Raw genomic sequence first — 18,766 nt, 5'->3', positions numbered from 1 at the left:
GGTCGGTCGTGATCAGCCCGATCAGCATTTCGCCCATTGCAAGCAGAAGCAGGCTTGCGCCCACCGCAAAGAGGGCGGCCTGTTCGCTTGCCAGCCGCAGCGCGCGTTTGAGGCCTGTCCAGTCGCCGCGCCCGGCTGCGCGCCCTGTCACCGTTTCGGTGACGTGCGCAAAGGCATCGAGGAAATAGGCAATGACGGAAATGAACTGCAAAAGCACGGCATTGCCTGCCATGACATCCGTTCCCTCGCGCAGGCTCATCTCGTTGAACCAGGCAAAGCCCGCCAGGAGCGCGAGTGTGCGCAGGAAAATGTCCCGGTTGACGCCAAACAGGCGACGCAGCGCGGCGGGCGCCAGGATCAGGGCCAGCGGCGCCTGTGCCTGCCGCCGGGTACGCAGCACCTGCCAGATGATCACGGCACCGGCGAGCAGGTGCAGCCAGAGTGCAAGCGTGCTGGCAAGCGCCACTCCGCTGACTCCCCATCCGAAGCCTGCGACGAACAGGATGGAAAGGCCCGCATTGAGCAGGTTAAGCACCACCTGCAGAGCGAGCGCCATGCCCGTGCGGCCAAGCCCGATCAACCAGCCATAGAGCGCAAACCCGGCCAGCGCTGCCGGTGCGCTCCAGATGCGCGCATCGAAATAGTCCCGGCCTGCACCCTCCACGCTGCCTTCGGCGGAAAAGACGCCGAAGGCCAGTTCGCGCAAGGGCCACTGGGCGGCGACGAGGACCGTGCCGACCGCCAGTCCGGTCAGCAGGCCGCGTATCAGGCTGGCGCGCACTTCTGTCTCGTCGCCGCGTCCATCGGCTTGCGCGGTCAGGCCGGTCATGCCCATGCGCAGGAAGCCGAAGGCCCAGAACAGGAAATTGAAGATCAGCGCACCCAGCGCAACGGCTGCGATCTCTGCGGTCGCGCCCGTCCGACCGATAACGGCGATATCGACCAGCCCGACAAGCGGAGTTGCGATATTGGCTGCCATGATCGGCAGGGCCAGCGCCAGAACGCTGCGGCGGGTGAGGGCGGGCTCGCGGACCATGCGCACCGGGATAAATATAAATCACGGGTCTCGCAAACGCCCTGTGATCACTCTAGCTTGCCTGTCCAGATGCAATTCCCTTCAGGAAGGATGGCCGCCATGATCCGTGCCTATGCCGCCCGCGAACGCGCCGGAAAATTTGAAACGATCAGCTATGATCCCGGCCCGCTTGGCGATGACGAGGTCGAGCTGAAGGTCGAGGCGTGCGGGCTTTGCCATTCCGATTTGTCGCTTCTGGACGAGGAATGGGGCGAGACACAGTTTCCGCTGGTGCCTGGCCATGAGGTGGTTGGCACCGTCACGCAGGCCGGCAAGGCGGTGCGACACCTGAAGGCTGGTGACCGTGTCGGCGCGGGCTGGATGTCACGCTCCTGCCTGACCTGCCATTCCTGCATGAGCGGGGACCATAATCTCTGTCCGGACTCGCAAGGCATTGCGGTCGGCCGTCATGGCGGCTTCGCCGACAGCGTACGCCTGCAGGCAGCCTGGGCAGTAAAACTGCCCGAAGGGCTCGATGCGCGCAGCGCGGGGCCGCTTTTTTGCGGCGGCATCACGGTGTTTGCGCCCATTCTCGCCTTTGATGTCAAACCCACCGACAAGGTTGGCGTCATTGGTATTGGCGGGCTGGGCCATCTGGCCGTCCAGTTCCTGAAAGCCTGGGGATGCGAGGTCACGGCCTTCACCTCGACCGGATCGAAGGCCGAGGAAGCACGCGCGCTGGGCGCTCACCGTGTAGTCGACAGCCGGTCAAAGGATGCGCTGAAAGCCGAAGCGGGCCGCCATGACTTCATCATGTCCACCGTCGCGGTACCGCTGGACTGGAACCGGTATATTGCCGCGCTCGCGCCAAAGGGCCGGCTGCACACGGTGGGCGTCGTGCCCGAACCGATCGCGGTTCCGGCCTTCAGCCTGATCGGCGGGCAGAAATCGGTATCCGGTTCGCCGGTGGGCAGCCCGGCGGTCATGGCGACCATGCTGGAGTTCTGTGCGCGCCACGCCATTGCGCCGCACGTCGAATACATGCCCATGAGCCAGATCGACGATGCCTTCCAGCGTCTGCGTGAAGGCAAGCCGCGCTACCGCATCGTTCTTGAAAACGATTTTGCCTGATAACGAAAAAAGGCCCCCGCGATTATGGCGCGGGGGCCAGCAAACGCCGCGGCGAAAGGGAAATGACGCCGGGCAATGGCAAAGGATGAAAGGCTAGCGCTCTGCGCTGGCCACGGTGATGCGGCCTTCGCGGCCGTCAAACTGCGCGTACTCATCGCTGTAGAGCGCATCGAGAGCTTGCTGCAGGGTCTGCTCCTGACAGCGGCTTTCCGCAGCGCGGCGGTCAAGACCGCGAAGGCCGGTCGCGCGGCAGACATCTTCTGCAGCGGCTTCAAGGCGGGCTTCAAGCGCGCCCCGGCCCGGCTGGGATTGCAGGTCCGACGCACGGAAATCGACGGTGATGGAGGGGGCGGTGCTGGCGAATGCAGGCGCACCGAGGCAAGCCGCCGCAATCGCGGCTGCGAGGATGGGAGACGTTTTCATGGGCTGGATTCCTTCTTCCTGAGTTCTTGTCGACCAAGCCGGAACGGGTGCGGGTAACTGTCGTCCCGCTTTGCCCGTTTTGGCTGGGTGCACTTTGAAACTCAGAACATTGCGAAGGTATGTCGCCTCGATGAAATCTGCTTAACGTGCGGCTTTGCTGCGTGCCGATTTCGCCTCACCGGAGCAGCGCTTCGAGCAATAGCGCACCTCGTCCCAGACACGCTCCCACTTCTTGCGCCAGGTGAACGGGCGCCCGCACGATGCGCAGGTCTTGGTGGGAAGATCGCCTTTGCGCCTCATTGGCCCGTATCTCCGAAATCGAGCATGCCCTGACGCGGATCGCCGCCCTTGCCGGTCCGGCGGACGGGGCGGATGCCCGTCTGCTTCAGTCCCGATTTGCGGCTGCCATGGCGCTCATTGATCTGGCGGGCGGCATCGCGATAGCCGGCTTGGCGGCGGATTTCCGTCAGGCGGGCGCGGGCGTCTCGCGCCGCCACTTCATGATCGAGAATACGCACCGGATAGGTCTCGCCCAGGATGACACCGGCATTTGCCAGATCGGCAGACGAGGCAAGCCAGGGCGCATGGCGCGCCGCAACGGGAAGGCGTGCCAGTTCCGGTACCCAGCGGCTGATGAAGACGCCCTCCGGGTCCTGGTCGAAGGATTGCTTGAGCGGGTTATAGATGCGCGGCGTGTTGATGCCGGTCGTGCCGGACTGCATCTGGAATTGCGGGAAGTGAATGCCCGGCTCGTAATCGGTAAACCGGGCGGCCAGCCGCCTCGCCGGTTCGCGCCAGTCCTGCCAGAGATGATAGCTGGAAAAGGCTGCGGCCATGGCCCGCATGCGGAAATTGAGCCAGCCCGTTTCCTTGAGTGCCCGCATGCAGGCATCGACAAAGGGAAATCCGGTCTCGCCATCAATCCAGCGCTCTATCGTGTCGCGGTCGCCTGCAGGGCGCGCATCGCGCCAGGCCGGGTGCATCTCTGCGTATTCCAGACTCGTCTGGTCTTCGAACTTCTGGATGAAATGGCAATGCCAGTGCAGGCGCGCGATGAAACTGTCGATCGAGCGGACAAAGGGCGTGTTGCCCGCATTGCGGTGACGCTCCCTTGCCCGCAAGCCAGCCTGGAAGGTTTCGCGCATGGACAGCGTGCCAAGGGCGAGATGGGCCGAAACGCGCGAGCACGCCTCGTAGGCCGTGACCGGCGATGACATGGCCTTGCGGTAGTGCTCACCGCGGACGGTGAGGAAGCTTTGCAGGTCTGTGATGGCTGCCTTGCGCCCGCCGGTCTGGCGAAAACGGCATGGATCGTCCTTTAGTCCAAGCTGGGCCGGGTCCGGCGGCGCTTGCCTCATCAGTTGCGGCCCGTCCAGCGTTTCCGGCACGGCGCAAACGCTCTGCATCATGAACCGGTCCCAGCGCTGCGCCCATCCATTGCGCGAGCCCATCGGCCGCAACACGCCGTGCTGCTGATGCTCGGTGAAGGCGATGCCGCGGTCGGAGGCCCAGCGGGCGACGGACCGGTCGCGCTGCCAGCTGGCCTCCACCCCCGTTTCCTCGTGCGGCTCGATATGGGTAAAGGGATGCTCGTCATGCAGGCGGGCCAGCACCTCGCAAGCCTCGCCCGTACGTACTGTAAGGCGGATGCCTCTCCCTTGCAGTGACTGGTCCAGGCCGTTGAGGCAATCAGTCAGGAACGCATATTGCCGGCCCGAATAATCGGCGCGGGCCCACAGGAAAGGCTCGACGATATAAAGCGCGATGACCGGCCCGCGCTGAGCCGCTGCGGCAAGGGGCGCATGGTCATGAACCCGCAGGTCGCGCTTGAACCAGACCAGGCTCGTGGTCATTGCGCCAGCCTGCGCCATACCGCCTTGATGACCGGCCGGACGGGCAGGAAGAGCCGGTAGGCTAGCTCGAGAATCCAGACCATGGGGGGCAGGGCAGCGACATGGCCTGCCCAGCGCCAGCCCGGCGTTGCTTTCCACAATTCGGCGAAGGCGCGGGCGCCGCTGACAAGCCGGCCATCAGCCAAGCGGACGTGGAAGCGCGTCATCGCCCGCTCACGGCTCAAGGCGCCCGGAAGTGCGGTGCCGTCCGCGTGGATATCGACAAAGTCAGCCGCCGCACCCTGCTTGCGATAATGGCCGATCTCTGCCCGGCACATCGGGCAGCTGCCATCGAAATACACCTCGCACGCTCCATATTGGGCGTCGGCTGCAGCGTGTTGATCTTGTGTTTGCGTTTTGCGGTCCATCTAGGCTGATATCTAGAAGGACGAGGGGACGGGTAAAGGGGATATGGCCATCGCGAACATCGCCATCATTGGAGCGGGACTGGCGGGCGCTGCCTGCGCGCAGGCCCTGCGGGAAGCCGGGCTGGCATGCGTGCTATACGACAAGGGCCGCGGTCCCGGCGGGCGCCTGTCCACGCGGCGTACCGAAACACCGCTGGGCGAAGTGAGCCTCGATCACGGTGCCCAGTTCATTACGGCAAGGGGCGAGGCCTTCTCCGGGCTGATGCGCTCTGCGGCCGCCGCCGGACAGGCATCCGTCTGGCAGGGACGGCTGGTGTCGATCGACCGTGCCGGCAATGTCGAACCCTTGCGGCCGGAAGAGCGCTGGGTCGGCGTTCCGGGCATGAACGCGGTCGTCAAACATGCCCTCGAGGGCTTCGACGTACACTTCTCCAAGCGCATCCAGCGCCTTGCCGGCGGGCCGGGCGCGTGGATGCTGGTTCTGGAAGATGGCAGCCGGCAAGGTCCGTTCGATGCGGTCGCGATTACCATCCCGCCTGAACAAATGGTCGATCTGCTCGCGCGAACTGATGGCGACTTCTCTACCCAGATCGCGCAGGGCAATGGCGCTGTTATCGGTCCGTGCCAGGCGGTAATGGCGGTTCTCGATGCGCCTTTTGATCCCGGCTTTGACGGAGCAAAGCTCTATGGCGGCGCGCTGGCCTGGATGGCCCGTTCGCTGTCACGTCCCGGGCGGTCAGGTCCGGAGAGCTGGATCCTGCATGCCAGCACCAGCTGGTCTGCCGCCAATCTGGAAGGCGACCCTGACGATGTGGTGCGCAATCTCGTGGAAGAGGCCCATATCCGCTTCGGCTTCCCGGCACGTCCGGCGTGGGCAGCAGCTCATCGCTGGCGCTACGCTTTGAGCGAACGCGCGCCGGGCACGCCCTTTGCGATCGATGAGACCGGCACGGTCGGATGCGCAGGCGACTGGCGCCTTGGCGGACGTGCAGAGCTGGCCTGGGATAGCGGCGCGGCGCTTGGCGCCGCGCTGGCCAGCCGATTTGCGGCCTAGGCTTCGCTCTCCGGCTTGATCAGGAAATGGCCGTGCAAGGCCGCTACTGGCGCGGCCCGGCGGTCCTGCCAGGCTTCCACGCGCACATTGGCGACGCGGGCACCCTGACGGGTGATGATCCCGCGCGCATACACATCCATCGGGCGCGCCGGGCGCAAATAGTCGACGGAGACGTCGATGGGTTTGGGCAGGGCGGCAAGGCGCGTGCCGGCCAGCAGCGCCGCCGAGGCGGCGATCTCCATGAACGCCCCGATGGCGCCGCCATGCAGGGCCGGGATCAGCGGATTGCCAACCAGCGTGTCGGTATAGGGCAGTATCGCGGTCAGCTCGTCACCATGACCGTCAAAGCGCACGCCCATGGTGCGCACGTATGGGCTCGACAGAAGGGGCTCCAGCGCGCTCATGCCTTGTCTACCTTCGAGATCGGAGTGGCGGACTTGCCGAAGGCGCGCCGCGCCTTTTCGGCGGCTTCCTGACTGACCCGGCTGACCATGAAGGCCGCTGTGGCAGTGGCCACAGGATCGGCTTCGTCGCCGTCATGGGCAATGGCCGTGACGAAGGCAAAAAGGCCGGAGGCGCGGATGCAGCGGGCAACAGCAACCACGTCACGTCCAGGCTCGGCGGGGCGCATGTAGTCGAGGCGCAGATCAAGCGTGGCGGTAGCATCCTTGCCGCCGAGACCGGCAAAGGCGGCAAGCCCGCAGGCATGATCGAGAAGGGCGGTGACGACACCGCCGTGCAGCACGCGGGTATCCGGGTCGCCGATCAGGTCATCGCGGTAGGGCGCGCGCAATATGGCGAGGCCCTCCTCGATGCGTTCGAGGCGAAAGCCGAGCGCAACGGCATGGGGCGAGCCCTCCACAAGAAGAGGCGCCAGCGTATCGAGCAGCGATTGCAGATCATTTGCCATGCCTGCCGTTTAACGGCAGGCGCGCAGCAAGGCCAGAGGCAGCATCAGGGGGGCGATGTCAGGCTGCGAGCCTGCGGGCAGTGATCTTTTCAAGGCCGTTGACGAGTTCATTGCGATGGGCGGGCGGCGCGCCTTCGAATTCCTGCAGGCGGCGCAGGGCCGAACGGTGCAGGGTGATGATCTCGGTCTCGCGCGGTCCGATATCCTTCACGGTTTCCAGATACTGGCGCAGGGACCGTCCGACGCGCGCCGCGATCATGTCGCCCTGACGCATCATGGCAGCAGCCATGGCGTCTGCCTGGGCAAGGGCGGCTTCCAGCGGTGTTGCCAGACCTGCTTCCACGTCCGGGCCGCGCTTCCAAGCAATGCGTCCGTCCTGGTTGGGACGGATGCGGCGGTCCGGACCGGCAAAGCTGTCGGTTTCCACATAGGCACGCGGCCGGCGCACGGTTTCATCGAGGCGCGAAAACAGCATGGCCGGCGAGACAGGGCGCAGGACAAAGCCATTGACGCCGGCATCGCGGGCCCGTTCGACTTCGCGAAGCTGCCCGGTGCTGCCTAGGGCGATGATGGGGGCGCGGCGAACCGGCAGATTCTTGCGGCGCAGGGCGCGCGTCAGGGCAGGACCTGGCGAACCCTTCTCCGACCAGTCGGCTATGATGATGGGACGCGCAAAGCCTGTTGCGGCGTTCAGCCCGGCTTCGATGTCACCAAAGGTCGAGACGCGATCCGCGCCCGCGTGACGCAGGACATCAGCCACCAGCCGGCGCAGGAAATTTGACGGATCAACGATGAGTATGGGGCGATCCTGCCAGCGGGCCGATACCGTCCGCTGGACGGGCGTGCTTGTCGCCAGATCGTCGAATTGCATGGCTGCCCCGCTGTCCCGCCAGTCCCCGCTTGAAGAAAACGCTAGCAGGGGTGAAGGGCAAAAGCCCGTTCAAACCGGTTTCAGGGTTAATAGCGGGTAAGCCCGATCAGGAACGCCGGCCCATGGCGGCGAAGACCCGCCACAGGATCCAGAGCGGCACAACGAGGACGGCACCGAGCAGGAAGTAGCGTACCGACCAGCCCAGCGATTCCGTCACGATGACGAAGAAGCGGTCCCACGCCCGGGCAATCGTGCCGAAGAAATCGACCCAAAGCTCTGCCGGGTCAATATTGAACAAGGCCAGCACCAGCCCTGCCAGCACACACAGCAGGAACAATACCAGTATGTCGCGCAAGCGCACCGAGACGAGGCGCTGCAGGAAGGTCTTTTGGGGCTCGTGTGTATCGCTCATGCGCGCACATTAGCGCAAAGATTGCGGCACGTGTGAGGCGAAATCGAAGGCCTAGCCCGGCTTGTTGATATGAACCTGGTGCGGATACGGGATTTCAATGCCTTCAGCGTCGAAGGCGAGCTTCATGAGGCGGGTCTTTTCCCAGAAATAGGCCCAGTAATCCTCCGATTTCACCCAGGCGCGGGCGGTATAGTCGACCGACGAGGCGCCGTGCGCTGCCACCTCCACGACCACTTCGGGCATGGGCAGGACGCGCTCGTCATCCTCCAGCACCTTCCGGATCACGCCGCGGACTTTTTCGACATCGGATTCGTAGGAGGCGCTGAACATGAAATCGACCCGGCGCGTGTCGTAACCGGAGAAATTGATGATGACCTGCCCCCAGGACTGGGCGTTGGGCACGATCACCTGGCGGTTATCGGGCGTTGTCAGCTCCGTGTAGAAGAGGGTGATGTCACGCACGCTACCCGAGGCTCCGCCAATATCGACGAAATCGCCGATCTTGTAGGGCCGGAAGAAGACGATCATCACGCCGGCAGCCACGTTGGACAGCGTGCCCTGCAAGGCAAGGCCGATCGCAAGCGTCATCGCGCCGAGCGCGGCGACGAGCGAGGTGGTCTCGACCCCGAAGCGCGTCAGGACCGCGATGATGACCACCGCAATGATCAGATAGCGAACGATCGAGGCGAAAAAGACAGCAAGCGTCGTGTCGATGCGCGGATGGTTCACCGCCCAGTTGCGCACACGCCGGGAAATGAACCCCGCCATGAACATGCCGACGACGAGGATCAGGCCGGCGAGCGCAACATTGACAAGAACCGCGACCCCGACCGTGGCGAGGTATTGCGTGATGGTGTCAATCTGAGCGTTCAAGTCGCCGCCAATTTCCATGCCGGGGTGTCCTTTTGCCAATGATTTCAGATGTTGCGGGCCGTTTAGCATGGAATGACCGCGAGGTCGAACCGGTGGCGGGGCCGCCGCCGCAGGCGTGCACGCAGGAGTGCATGAACTGCGCCGGACTTCATACGTGAACGGAAAAGCAGGGTTCCCCAAATGCCCCGGTAATGCTTAATCTTGCCGCCATAAGGGCGGCGCGGACCGCCTCGTTCAGACATGATGCGGACCGGAAGGCAGCCATTGCCCGGTGTTCTGCGCCAAGGGGGAAAGATCATGACCAAGGCCGATGCGCCTGCCACTCAGGAGCGCCAGACCGGGATTCTCGGCTGGATCGAGAAGACGGGCAACAAGCTGCCTGACCCGGTCATCATTTTTGCCTGGCTTATCCTGATACTGGTCGCGATCTCGATCGTGGCGGAACTCTTCGGCGTGTCGGTGGAACACCCGGTGCGCGTCAACGAGGACGGAACGCCCGTGATCGAGGAAGCGCGCATGCTGGTGCGCTCCGAGATCATTGAAGGCCTGCTGGTGCGCATGCCGACTATCTTCACCTCCTTCCACCCGCTGGGTTATGTGCTGGTGGTCATGCTGGGCGCCGGTGTCGCCGAGCGCGCGGGCCTTTTCGGCACCGCGATGCGCGCAGCCGTGCGCAACGCGCCGCGCTTCCTGCTGACGCCGGTCGTGGCGCTGGTGGCGATGCTGGCAAACCTCGCCGCCGATGCGGCCTATGTGGTGCTGATACCTCTGGCTGGTGTCATCTATGCTGCGGCGGGACGCCATCCCATCGCCGGTATAGCCGCGGCCTTTGCCGGGGTGTCGGGCGGGTTCTCCGCCAACCTCTTCCCCGGCCAGCTTGACGCGCTGCTGTTTGGCATAACCGAAGCGGCTGTCGGCACGCTGGTTGCCGACTGGACGATGAACATTGCCGGCAACTGGTTCTTCATCGCCGCGATGACGCTGATCTACCTGCCGATCATCTGGTTCGTCACCGATGCCATTATCGAAAAGCGCCTGGGCGCGTGGACCGGCGGCGCTGTCGCGGGCAGCACCTCGGCTGAGGATGATCCCGATGCGGAACTGACCCCCGGCCAGAAGAAGGGCCTAGCCCATGCCGGCCTTGCCGTGCTGGCGGTCATGTTCCTCTGGCTGTTCCTGACGATTGATCTCGTCGAGGCCGTGACGTTCGGGGCGGTATCCGTGTGGAACGGCAATCCGCCGCTTCTCAACCCCGATCCCGCGCTGGCCCCGGCCCAGCAGCTGGTCCCGTTCTTCTCTTCGCTGGTTGCCGGTTTCCTCTTCCTCTTCCTTGCCGCAGGCGTCGCCTACGGTATGGCAGCGGGCACGATCAAGACCCACCGCGACACTGTGGAGATGATGGCGGGCGGCATGAAGGACATGGGGTATTACCTCGTCCTCGCGTTTGCGGCGGCCTACTTCGTGGAGCTGTTCAACCAGTCCAATCTCGGCCTCATCGCCGCCGTCAACGGCGCGGGCGCCATCGAACAGTCCGGCCTTCCCTTGCCCATCGTTCTCGGCCTGATCGTGATCTTCGCGGGCATACTGAACCTGTTCGTCGGCTCGGCCAGCGCCAAGTGGGCCTTCATGGCGCCAATCCTGGTCCCGATGCTGATGCTGCTGGGTGTCAGTCCGGAAATGGCAACGGCGGCCTATCGCGTCGGCGACAGCGCTACCAACATCATCACCCCGCTCATGGTCTATTTCCCGCTCGTGCTGGTATTTGCCCGCCGCTGGGTGCCAGAGTTCGGTATCGGGTCGCTGACGGCGGCCATGGTGCCCTATTCGCTCTGGCTGCTGATCAGCGGGATCATCCTGACCATCGCCTGGGTGTTCCTCGGCCTCCCGCTGGGGCCAGGCGCAGAGGTCGGGTACACGCTGCCTACCGCTGGCCAGTAGCAATAGCCGGAAATCACAGGAGTACGCATGTCTGACGCTGCGGATAAGCCCCGCAAGGGCGGGTTTCTCGATGCCGTGGAACGGTTCGGCAATGCCTTGCCTGATCCGGTCTTCATCTTTGTCTGGCTGATCCTGATCCTGATGGCGCTCTCTGCGCTTGCCGCAGGGCTGGGCATGAGCGCGGTCAACCCGATCACCGGTGAAACCCTGCAGGCAAGTTCTCTGCTGTCGCGCGATAACGTGCAGCGATTGCTGACCTCCATGCCGCAGACCCTGACCGGCTTCACCCCGCTCGGGCTGACGCTGGTCATCATGCTGGGCGCGGGCGTCGCGGAACGTTCGGGCTTTTTCTCGGCGGCTTTGCGTGCGGGCCTGCGCAATGCGCCGAAAAAGGCGATGACGCCCATCGTCATGCTGCTGGCGCTGGTGGCGACGCACTCGTCTGACGCGGCCTATGTGGTCCTGATCCCGCTCTCGGGCGTGATCTACGCCTCTGTCGGGCGCCACCCCATTGCCGGTATTGCAGCGGCCTTTGCCGGGGTTTCGGGCGGCTTCTCAGCCAATTTCATGCCTGGCCCCATCGACGCCCTGATCCTCGGTGTGACCGAGCCGGCCGTGCATGTGCTCGATCCCAGCTGGATGGCAAACCTTGCCGGCAACTGGTTCTTCATCGCAGGCATGGCGGTCGTGTTCTTCCCGCTGGGCTGGTTCGTCACCGACCGCATCATCGAGCCGCGCCTTGGCGCCTATGTGCCGACCTCTGCGACACCAATCTCCAGCCAGAAGGCCGATTCCGAACTGGCGCCGGAAGAGCGCAAGGGCCTGTGGTGGTCGCTCTTTGCCTTCCTCGGCATTACCGGCATCTGGCTCCTTCTGACCTTTGGTCCGGGGCAGTACCTGCAAAATCTCGAAGCCGATCCCGCCTTCCGCTTCGATCCGATGATCCAGAGCCTGATCGCCTATTTCTTCTTCCTGTTCCTCTTTACCGGCGTTGCCTTCGGTGCGGCGGTGCGCACCATCCGCAGCCACCGCGATGTCGTGCAGATGTCGACCGAGGCGATGAAGGACATGGCGGGCTATATCGTGCTTGCCTTTACCGCGGCCCATTTTGTCGTCCTGCTGACCTGGACGAATATGGGCGGCATCCTTGCCATTGAGGGCGCGCGCGCCATCGAGGCAGCGGGCCTTCCCGCGCCGCTCCTGCTGGCGGCTGTCGTGGTGCTGAGCGCGACCTTGAACCTCGTCATCGGCTCGGCCAGCGCCAAATGGGCGGCCATCGCGCCTATCCTCGTGCCCATGCTGATGCTGCTGGGCGTCAGCCCGGAAATGTCGACGGCGGCTTACCGGGTCGGTGACAGCGTGACCAACATCATCACGCCGCTCATGGTCTATTTCCCGATGGTGCTGGCCTTCTGCCGCCGCTGGGACCCTGAGTTCGGCATGGGCGGCCTTCTGGCGAACATGCTGCCCTATTCGTTCTTCTTCCTGATCGGGGGCCTCGCGCTCACCATTTTCTGGGTCGCGCTCGGGCTGCCGGTCGGGCCGGGGGCACCGGTCGGCTATGACGTGCCTGCCAGCGTCCCGCAAATGTAAGGATTGGCCGCAATGAGCCTCGTTCTCCACCACCTCAACGCCTCTCGCTCGCAGCGCATCATCTGGCTGCTGGAGGAGTTGGGCCTGCCTTACACGCTGGTCCGCCACGAACGGGACGCGCAGACGCGTCTTGCGCCGCCCGAACTGCTGAAAGTGCATCCAATGGGCAAGGCGCCCCTGCTTGAACATGACGGTCAGGTCATCGCCGAGACCGGCGCTATTGCGCAGTACATTCTCGCCATGTTCGACACCGAGCATCGCCTGCATCCCAAGCCCGGCCGGCCGGAGTTTGCGCGCTATCTGGAATGGATGCATGCGGCCGAAGGCTCGCCATTCCTCCCCGGACTGATCCTGGTGTTTGTCCGTGCGACGGGCCTTCAGGATTCGCTCCTTGCCGGCTGGATGACCGGAGAGCGTGACAAGGCGACGGCTACAATTGAACAGCACCTGTCCCGGCACACATGGTTTGCCGGTGACATGTTCACCGCTGCCGACTGCCTGATGGGCTTCCAGCTCGATTCCATGGAGAAATCGGGTCTTCTGGAGAACGCGCCTTCAATCCGCGACTGGCTGAAACGTGCCCATGCCCGCGAAGGCTACAAGCGCATGCTGGAGCAGGGCGTCTAGCCTGCCGGACTGATTTTCAGGAACTGGTGGAGGTCGTCGCTGCCGTCGCTGCGGTCGTGACGGCAATGATGGCCGCTGTCTGGGCCGCGATTACCGCAGCCATCGCAGAAACGCTGCCAAGCCCGCCTTCGCCGCGCGCGCCCAGCCAGACCAGATGGGCAAGGCGCAGCCGCGCCGACCCGGTTTGCGTCACCTTGCCAAGTTCTGCCATGTTGGCGTCGATCTCGGCCAGATCGCCGGGCGTTACACCATGGGCAGCCCACTCGATGAAGATGTGCCGGTTACCGGCATGGCGAAGGGCCTTGTAGGCGCGAACGCCCTCGCGCAGCGCGAGGTAGCGGTCACGCACGCTGGCCGCTTCCTGCCCGTAGAGCGCGCAAAGCCGCGCGCCTTCACGCTTCAGGCCTCGCGTGGCCTTTTCCGCTGCAAATACAGCCATGGCCGCTTCCCGCGCCCGCACGACCGTTTCCGGCGCATCGTCCTGTGCGGCATGAGAGGCGGCAAACTGGTCCGTGATTGCCGGATTGGCCCGCCACCAGGGCGGGCGGATTGCCGACCGGATGGCAAAGAAGCGCCGCACGGCGTGCGCGGAACCGGCATCGGCGAGAGCCAGAACGAGGGCAACCCGGCTACCCCCCGCATAGAGCTTTCCGGCATTGGCTTGCTTTTCACCGGCTTTCAGCGCGTCGCGCAGGCGGACGAACTCTGCCGTTGCACGGCCATTGCCGACCAGCAGCGCAGCATAGAGCCAGCGCAGGCTGCCACTGGGTGCATGCCAGCTGCCAAGCGCACTCTTGAGCGCGTCATGCCCGCCCACAAGCTGCCCGGCAAGGCTGGCCGGATCGCCGTCCGAGAGGGCCAGCGCATAGGCGCTGAACCACGCAGCTGTGCTGTCTGGCCCGCCCTTGAGGGCTTTCACTTCGCCATGGACAGCTTTGAGCCGGGCAATATCCATCCTTCTATTCGTCGGCCGGCATGGCCGGACGGGCCAGGTCCAGCCCGGTATGGAAGGCGATGAAGGCCCACTTGTCCGCCGTTTCCTCGATTAGCTTGGAGACCGGCGTGCCGGCACCATGTCCGGCCCGCGTCTCGATGCGGATCAGTGTCGGGGCGTTGCCGGTATCGGCGGCTTGCAGGGCGGCGATATACTTGAACGAGTGGCCCGGCACGACGCGGTCATCGGTATCGGCCGTGGTTACGAGCGTCGCCGGATAGCCTTCGCCTTGGGGGATGGTGTGCAGCGGTGAGTAGGCGTAGAGGACATCGAACATTTCCGGGTCCTGCGGGCTGCCGTAATCATCCACCCAGAACCGGCCAGCGGTGAACTGGTTGAAGCGCAGCATGTCCATCACGCCGACGCCCGGCAGGGCCGCGGCGAAGAGGTCCGGGCGCTGGTTTGCTACCGCCCCGACGAGCAGCCCGCCATTGGAGCGGCCCTCGATGGCGATGTTGTCCGGGCTGGTCCAGCCCATTTCGATCAGGTGCTCGGCGGCATTGATGAAGTCGTCGAACACGTTCTGCTTGTTGGCAAGGCGGCCGCCATCGTGCCAGTCGCGCCCGTATTCGGAGCCACCCCGGATATTGGCAAGAGCAAACACCCCGCCCATTTCCATCCATTGCAGGCGGCGCACGTCAAAGCCCGGCGTCATCGAAATGTTGAATCCGCCATAGCCATAGAGAAGGGTGGGACGCGAGCCGTCCGGGGTCACGTCGCGGTGGTGCACGATATACATCGGCACCTGCGCTCCGCCGGTCGATCCGTAGAAGACTTGGGAAACGGCATAATCTTCGGGATCGAAGGTCAGTTCGGGCTGGGCAAAGACACTGCTTTCGCCCGTCTCGACATCGTAGCGGTAGACGGTCGGCGGCTGGTTGAAGCTGGTAAAGCTGTAGAAGGTCTCGCTGGCATCGGGACGCCCGTCAAAGCCGCCCGCCTGGCCGAGACCTGGCAGTTCGACCTCGCGCACTGGCTCGCCCTGCGGGGTGTAGATGCGCACGACCGAGCGCACGTCTTCAAACGATTGCACGATCAGATGCCCGCCGACATGGCTGGCGCTGGTGATCGGGTAATCGCCCTCGGCGATGATGTCGGTCAGGGCCGAAGGATCAGCCAGATCGAGCGAAACGATGCGCTGGTTGGGCGCATCGAGATCGGTCAGGAACAGGAAGGTCGATCCGATATTGCCGACCGGCACATGGTTGTTGGCATAGCCTTCGAACACGGCCACCGGCTCGGCGCCTTCTTCGGTCAGGTCGAGGATGTGGATGCCGTTTCCGTCCGTGCCGGTCGAGGAATATATGACCAGATAATCGCCATCATCGCTGACAAAGCCGCGCCAGCCGACGGCCGGATTATCGGGATCCGCCATGATGAGGCGGTCTTCGCTCTGGTCGGTGCCAAGCGCGTGGAAATAGATTGCCTGGTCCATGTTGAGCGAGGTGAACTCCTCGCCCTCGGCCGGCTGCGGATATCGTGAGTAGAAAAAGCCCGATCCGTCCTTGGCCCACGAAAGATTGGAGAACTTGATCCATTCAAGCTGGTCGCCCAGCGTCTCGCCGGTCTCGACATTGATGACGCGCGCCGTGCGCCAGTCCGACCCGCCATCCTGCAGCATGTAGGCGACATGGCTGCCATCCGGGCTCGCCCAGGTGCCAGCCAGTGCCACCGTGCCGTCTTCCGAAAGCGAATTGGGATCGATCAGGACACGCGCTTCGCCGTCCAGACCATCGCGCACCATGTAGACAGACTGATCCTGCAGCCCGTCATTATAGGAGTAGAAATAGCGTCCCTCGCGCGCTGACGGCACAGAGACGCGCTCATAGTCCCACAATTCGCGCAGGCGGGCCGCGATCATCGACCGGCCCGGCAGGTTTTCCAGATAGCGGTTGGTGACCGCATTCTGCGCGGTGACCCAGGCCTCCACCTCGGCGCTGACGCGCACATCACCTTCAAGCCAGCGATAGGGGTCGGAGACCTCCACTTCGCCTTGCGCCGCAGACTGGTAGATATCGACCTGCTCGACCGTGCGGGTCGTCGGGTATTGCAGACGCTCTTGCGTGTGGGCCGCGCCGACAATGACAGCGCTGGCATCGCCTTCGCTCGTCGCAACCTGTTCACCGCATGCGGAGAGGGCCAGAAGGCCCGCCAGCGGAAGGATAATGCCACGCGTCATGTCATGCGCTCCCCGTGAGTGGTTGATGGGGCAGAAACCTAGGCAGACAGGCAGAAAATGTCGACCGGCTGCGGCATCCGCCTTAAGTCTTCATCCCATGGACACAAGCGCTGCCTCGCCGCAACTTCCGCCCCTGTTCGCGCAATGGTTTGCACGCCGGGGCTGGGCGCCGCGCGCCCACCAGCTTGCCATGCTGGAAGCGGCGGGCGCGGGCGAGGATGTGCTCCTGATCGCGCCTACTGGCGGCGGCAAGACGCTGGGCGGTTTCCTGCCCTCTCTCATCGAGCTGGCAGACATTGCCGCCAATGGGGGCAGGGACCGGCCCCACACCTTGCACACGCTCTACATCTCGCCGCTGAAAGCCCTGTCGCAGGATGTCGCCCGCAATCTCATGACGCCGGTAGAGGAGATGGGACTCAAGCTGCGCATCGAGACGCGTACCGGCGATACACCGCAGGCCAAGCGCGCGCGCCAGCGCGCCGCCCCGCCCGACATATTGCTGACCACGCCAGAGCAGCTGGCGCTTTTCGTGGCGCAGGAAAACGGCGCGGCCTTCTTTGCCGACCTGAAGGCGGTGATCATTGACGAGGTGCATGCGCTTGCCCCGCAAAAGCGCGGCGACCTGCTCGCGCTCGGCCTTGCCGCCATCACCCGCTACGCCCCCGGTGCACGCCGTATCGGGCTTTCCGCGACGGTGAAGGATGTGGAGGGCCATGCCCGCTGGCTGTCGCGAAATCCGGCAAGCCCTCATCTCACCACCCGCGTCGTCACCGGGGCAGGCGGGGCAGAGGCCGATGTCTCCATCCTCACGCCCGATGCGCGCATCCCCTGGGCCGGGCATATGGGCCAGCACGCCATGGAGGGTGTCTACGCGCTTCTCAAGGAGGCGCGAACCGCGCTCGTCTTCGTCAACACCCGCTCCCAGGCCGAATTTGCCTTCCAGCAGCTCTGGCGGATCAATGACGACAATCTGCCGATCGCCCTGCATCACGGCTCTCTCAGCGTCGAGCAGCGACGCAAGGTGGAAGGCGCCATGGCCGCTGGAAAGCTGCGGGCTGTGGTATGTACCTCCACGCTCGATCTCGGCATTGACTGGGGCGATGTGGACCTTGTTGTCCAGCTGGGCGCACCCAAGGGCACCTCGCGCCTCATCCAGCGCCTGGGCCGGGCCAATCACCGCCTCGACGAAGTGTCCCGCGCGGTGCTGGTGCCGACCAACCGGTTCGAGCATCTCGAATGTCTGTCCGCGCGCGACGCGGTGGCCGAAAATGCGCTCGATGGCGAGCCCCTGGCGGGCGGCGCACTCGATGTCCTTGCCCAGCACGTCATGGGACGGGCGTGCGGCGATCCGTTCGCGGCTGATGCCCTCTATGCGGAAATATGCAGTGCTGCGCCTTACGCCGATTTGCCGCGCGAGACCTTCGACCAGGTTCTGGATTTCGTGGCGACCGGCGGCTATGCGCTGGGCACCTATGACCGCTTCTGCCGGATCGTGAAGGGGCGCGACGGGCTGTGGCGGGCGAGAAACCGCACCTTCGCCCAGCGCCACCGGCTGAATATCGGCACCATCGTGGAAAGCCCGATGCTGGATGTGCGCGTGGTCAGCGCGCGCAGCGGTGCAAAAAGCCTGCGCGCCGCGGGGCCGCGCCTGGGCCAGCTGGAGGAATGGTTCGCAGACCAGCTCAGCATCGGTGACACCTTCCTCTTTGCCGGGCAGGTCCTGCGCTTTGAAGGCACGAGCCAGACCGATCTCTTCGTCAGCCGGGCAAGCGGTGAGGATCCCAAAGTGCCCTCGTGGCAGGGCGGAAAGTTCCCGCTTTCCACCTATCTGGCCGAGCGCGTCCGCAAGCTGGTAAGTGAGCCGGAAAGCTGGCACAGCCTGCCGGACCAGGTGCGCGAATGGCTGGAGATTCAGCGTCTGCGCTCGCGCCTGCCGCAGGCCGACAGGCTGCTGGTGGAGACCTTCCCCCGCGCGGGCAAACACTACCTCGTCTGCTATCCGTTCGAGGGGCGGCTCGCGCACGCCACGCTCGGCGTGCTGCTGACGCGCCGGCTGGAGCGCCTTGGCCTCAAACCTCTGGGCTATGTGGCCAACGAATACGCGCTCTCCGTCTGGGCGCTGGAGGACATGGCCGGGGTCAACTTCGAACAGCTTTTCGACCCTGACCTGATGGGTGATGATCTTGATGCCTGGCTGAACGAGAGTGTGCTGATGCAGCGCACGTTCCGCTATTGCGCCCTGATTTCCGGACTGATCGAGCGCCGCCATCCCGGACTTGAGAAGACCGGACGGCAGGTCAGCTTCTCCGCTGATCTCATCTACAATGTGCTGCGTGAGCACGAGCCTGATCACATACTGATGCAGGCGGCATGGCGCGATGCTGCGACCGGACTTCTCGATATTCGCCGCCTGTCGGACCGTCTGGCGGCCATTGCCGGGCGCATTGATGCCGTCGCGCTGGACCGGGTGTCGCCGCTGGCCGTCC

General features: G+C 64.5%; 18 protein-coding genes. 6 read left to right on the top strand and 12 right to left on the bottom strand.

Annotated elements, in window-relative coordinates; genetic code table 11:
* A partial coding sequence (locus ACTS2Z_RS10925) for an MATE family efflux transporter (RefSeq protein ID WP_442573239.1) occupies positions 1-1,036 on the bottom strand: 1,036 nt, incomplete at its 3' end.
* 99 nt (positions 1,037-1,135) lie between these two features.
* On the opposite strand from ACTS2Z_RS10925, the gene ahr reads away from it, so the two are divergent.
* Entirely contained in the window at positions 1,136-2,146 is a 1,011-nt protein-coding gene (gene ahr, locus ACTS2Z_RS10920) for an NADPH-dependent aldehyde reductase Ahr (RefSeq protein ID WP_442573238.1), read from the top strand.
* Positions 2,147-2,239: 93 nt separating this feature from the next.
* Here ahr and ACTS2Z_RS10915 read toward each other — a convergent pair whose 3' ends face one another.
* From ACTS2Z_RS10915 to ACTS2Z_RS10900, 4 genes are all read right to left on the bottom strand, one after another.
* Positions 2,240-2,569 carry a UrcA family protein gene (locus ACTS2Z_RS10915; protein WP_442573237.1) on the bottom strand — a complete coding sequence of 110 codons (330 nt, stop codon included), beginning with the start codon at positions 2,567-2,569 and terminating at the stop codon, positions 2,240-2,242.
* Positions 2,570-2,710: 141 nt separating this feature from the next.
* Positions 2,711-2,869, bottom strand: coding sequence for a DUF2256 domain-containing protein (locus tag ACTS2Z_RS10910; RefSeq protein ID WP_442573236.1), 159 nt, complete (start codon positions 2,867-2,869; stop codon positions 2,711-2,713).
* On the bottom strand, positions 2,866-4,422 hold the full coding sequence (locus ACTS2Z_RS10905; RefSeq protein ID WP_442573235.1) for an FAD-binding domain-containing protein: 1,557 nt from the start codon (positions 4,420-4,422) through the stop codon (positions 2,866-2,868). The genes ACTS2Z_RS10910 and ACTS2Z_RS10905 overlap by 4 nt, the downstream gene beginning before the upstream one ends.
* A complete protein-coding gene (locus ACTS2Z_RS10900) occupies positions 4,419-4,763 on the bottom strand; it encodes a thiol-disulfide oxidoreductase DCC family protein (protein WP_442573234.1) in 345 nt (114 codons plus the stop codon). The genes ACTS2Z_RS10905 and ACTS2Z_RS10900 overlap by 4 nt, the downstream gene beginning before the upstream one ends.
* Positions 4,764-4,872: 109 nt before the next feature.
* On the opposite strand from ACTS2Z_RS10900, the gene ACTS2Z_RS10895 reads away from it, so the two are divergent.
* Complete coding sequence (locus ACTS2Z_RS10895; protein WP_442573233.1) at positions 4,873-5,883, top strand: NAD(P)/FAD-dependent oxidoreductase; 1,011 nt, start codon at positions 4,873-4,875, stop codon at positions 5,881-5,883.
* Here the strand turns inward: ACTS2Z_RS10895 and ACTS2Z_RS10890 are convergent.
* The 5 genes from ACTS2Z_RS10890 to ACTS2Z_RS10870 all read right to left on the bottom strand — a co-directional run bounded on the left by ACTS2Z_RS10890 (position 5,880) and on the right by ACTS2Z_RS10870 (position 8,949).
* Positions 5,880-6,287, bottom strand: coding sequence for a PaaI family thioesterase (locus tag ACTS2Z_RS10890; RefSeq protein WP_442573232.1), 408 nt, complete (start codon positions 6,285-6,287; stop codon positions 5,880-5,882). The genes ACTS2Z_RS10895 and ACTS2Z_RS10890 overlap by 4 nt on opposite strands.
* Complete coding sequence (locus ACTS2Z_RS10885) at positions 6,284-6,793, bottom strand: PaaI family thioesterase (protein ID WP_442573231.1); 510 nt, start codon at positions 6,791-6,793, stop codon at positions 6,284-6,286. Before ACTS2Z_RS10885 ends, ACTS2Z_RS10890 begins: the two co-directional genes overlap by 4 nt.
* Positions 6,794-6,851: 58 nt before the next feature.
* The gene (locus tag ACTS2Z_RS10880; RefSeq protein WP_442573230.1) at positions 6,852-7,664 is read right to left on the bottom strand and encodes a response regulator; all 813 of its coding nucleotides are present in this window, start codon (positions 7,662-7,664) and stop codon (positions 6,852-6,854) included.
* Positions 7,665-7,770: 106 nt separating this feature from the next.
* Positions 7,771-8,076: a DUF6460 domain-containing protein gene (locus ACTS2Z_RS10875; RefSeq protein WP_442573229.1), complete on the bottom strand. Its 306-nt coding sequence runs from the start codon at positions 8,074-8,076 to the stop codon at positions 7,771-7,773.
* Positions 8,077-8,127: 51 nt separating this feature from the next.
* The gene (locus ACTS2Z_RS10870; protein ID WP_442573228.1) at positions 8,128-8,949 is read right to left on the bottom strand and encodes a mechanosensitive ion channel family protein; all 822 of its coding nucleotides are present in this window, start codon (positions 8,947-8,949) and stop codon (positions 8,128-8,130) included.
* Positions 8,950-9,246: 297 nt separating this feature from the next.
* Between ACTS2Z_RS10870 and ACTS2Z_RS10865 the strand changes: the two genes are divergently transcribed.
* From ACTS2Z_RS10865 to ACTS2Z_RS10855, 3 genes are read left to right on the top strand one after another with little or no spacing between them, the layout of a single operon-like run.
* A complete protein-coding gene (locus tag ACTS2Z_RS10865; protein WP_442573227.1) occupies positions 9,247-10,887 on the top strand; it encodes an AbgT family transporter in 1,641 nt (546 codons plus the stop codon).
* Between the two features lie 27 nt (positions 10,888-10,914).
* Positions 10,915-12,480 carry an AbgT family transporter gene (locus tag ACTS2Z_RS10860; protein WP_442573226.1) on the top strand — a complete coding sequence of 522 codons (1,566 nt, stop codon included), beginning with the start codon at positions 10,915-10,917 and terminating at the stop codon, positions 12,478-12,480.
* A gap of 12 nt (positions 12,481-12,492) precedes the next feature.
* Entirely contained in the window at positions 12,493-13,107 is a 615-nt protein-coding gene (locus ACTS2Z_RS10855; protein ID WP_442573225.1) for a glutathione S-transferase family protein, read from the top strand.
* A gap of 16 nt (positions 13,108-13,123) precedes the next feature.
* Here the strand turns inward: ACTS2Z_RS10855 and ACTS2Z_RS10850 are convergent, their stop codons facing one another.
* Entirely contained in the window at positions 13,124-14,062 is a 939-nt protein-coding gene (locus tag ACTS2Z_RS10850; protein ID WP_442573224.1) for a hypothetical protein, read from the bottom strand.
* Between the two features lie 4 nt (positions 14,063-14,066).
* Complete coding sequence (locus ACTS2Z_RS10845) at positions 14,067-16,280, bottom strand: prolyl oligopeptidase family serine peptidase (protein WP_442573223.1); 2,214 nt, start codon at positions 16,278-16,280, stop codon at positions 14,067-14,069.
* Between the two features lie 97 nt (positions 16,281-16,377).
* On the opposite strand from ACTS2Z_RS10845, the gene ACTS2Z_RS10840 reads away from it, so the two are divergent.
* Positions 16,378-18,766 (top strand): ligase-associated DNA damage response DEXH box helicase (locus tag ACTS2Z_RS10840; protein ID WP_442573222.1); only part of this gene is annotated, 2,389 nt, incomplete at its 3' end.

The organism is Glycocaulis sp., from assembly GCF_052168375.1.
Lineage (GTDB): Bacteria > Pseudomonadota > Alphaproteobacteria > Caulobacterales > Maricaulaceae > Glycocaulis.
This window is presented reverse-complemented; position numbering and strand designations above follow the sequence as displayed.

Bases quoted from the DNA above. Each gene is read 5' to 3' on its own strand.
- ACTS2Z_RS10910 (WP_442573236.1), bottom strand. From the start codon at position 2,869: ATGAGGCGCAAAGGCGATCTTCCCACCAAGACCTGCGCATCGTGCGGG.
- ACTS2Z_RS10905 (WP_442573235.1), bottom strand. From the start codon at position 4,422: ATGACCACGAGCCTGGTCTGGTTCAAGCGCGACCTGCGGGTTCATGAC.
- ACTS2Z_RS10875 (WP_442573229.1), bottom strand. From the start codon at position 8,076: ATGAGCGATACACACGAGCCCCAAAAGACCTTCCTGCAGCGCCTCGTC.
- ACTS2Z_RS10860 (WP_442573226.1), top strand. From the start codon at position 10,915: ATGTCTGACGCTGCGGATAAGCCCCGCAAGGGCGGGTTTCTCGATGCC.
- ACTS2Z_RS10890 (WP_442573232.1), bottom strand. From the start codon at position 6,287: ATGAGCGCGCTGGAGCCCCTTCTGTCGAGCCCATACGTGCGCACCATG.
- ahr (WP_442573238.1), top strand. From the start codon at position 1,136: ATGATCCGTGCCTATGCCGCCCGCGAACGCGCCGGAAAATTTGAAACG.
- ACTS2Z_RS10850 (WP_442573224.1), bottom strand. From the start codon at position 14,062: ATGGATATTGCCCGGCTCAAAGCTGTCCATGGCGAAGTGAAAGCCCTC.
- ACTS2Z_RS10880 (WP_442573230.1), bottom strand. From the start codon at position 7,664: ATGCAATTCGACGATCTGGCGACAAGCACGCCCGTCCAGCGGACGGTA.
- ACTS2Z_RS10855 (WP_442573225.1), top strand. From the start codon at position 12,493: ATGAGCCTCGTTCTCCACCACCTCAACGCCTCTCGCTCGCAGCGCATC.
- ACTS2Z_RS10845 (WP_442573223.1), bottom strand. From the start codon at position 16,280: ATGACGCGTGGCATTATCCTTCCGCTGGCGGGCCTTCTGGCCCTCTCC.
- ACTS2Z_RS10895 (WP_442573233.1), top strand. From the start codon at position 4,873: ATGGCCATCGCGAACATCGCCATCATTGGAGCGGGACTGGCGGGCGCT.
- ACTS2Z_RS10915 (WP_442573237.1), bottom strand. From the start codon at position 2,569: ATGAAAACGTCTCCCATCCTCGCAGCCGCGATTGCGGCGGCTTGCCTC.
- ACTS2Z_RS10865 (WP_442573227.1), top strand. From the start codon at position 9,247: ATGACCAAGGCCGATGCGCCTGCCACTCAGGAGCGCCAGACCGGGATT.
- ACTS2Z_RS10885 (WP_442573231.1), bottom strand. From the start codon at position 6,793: ATGGCAAATGATCTGCAATCGCTGCTCGATACGCTGGCGCCTCTTCTT.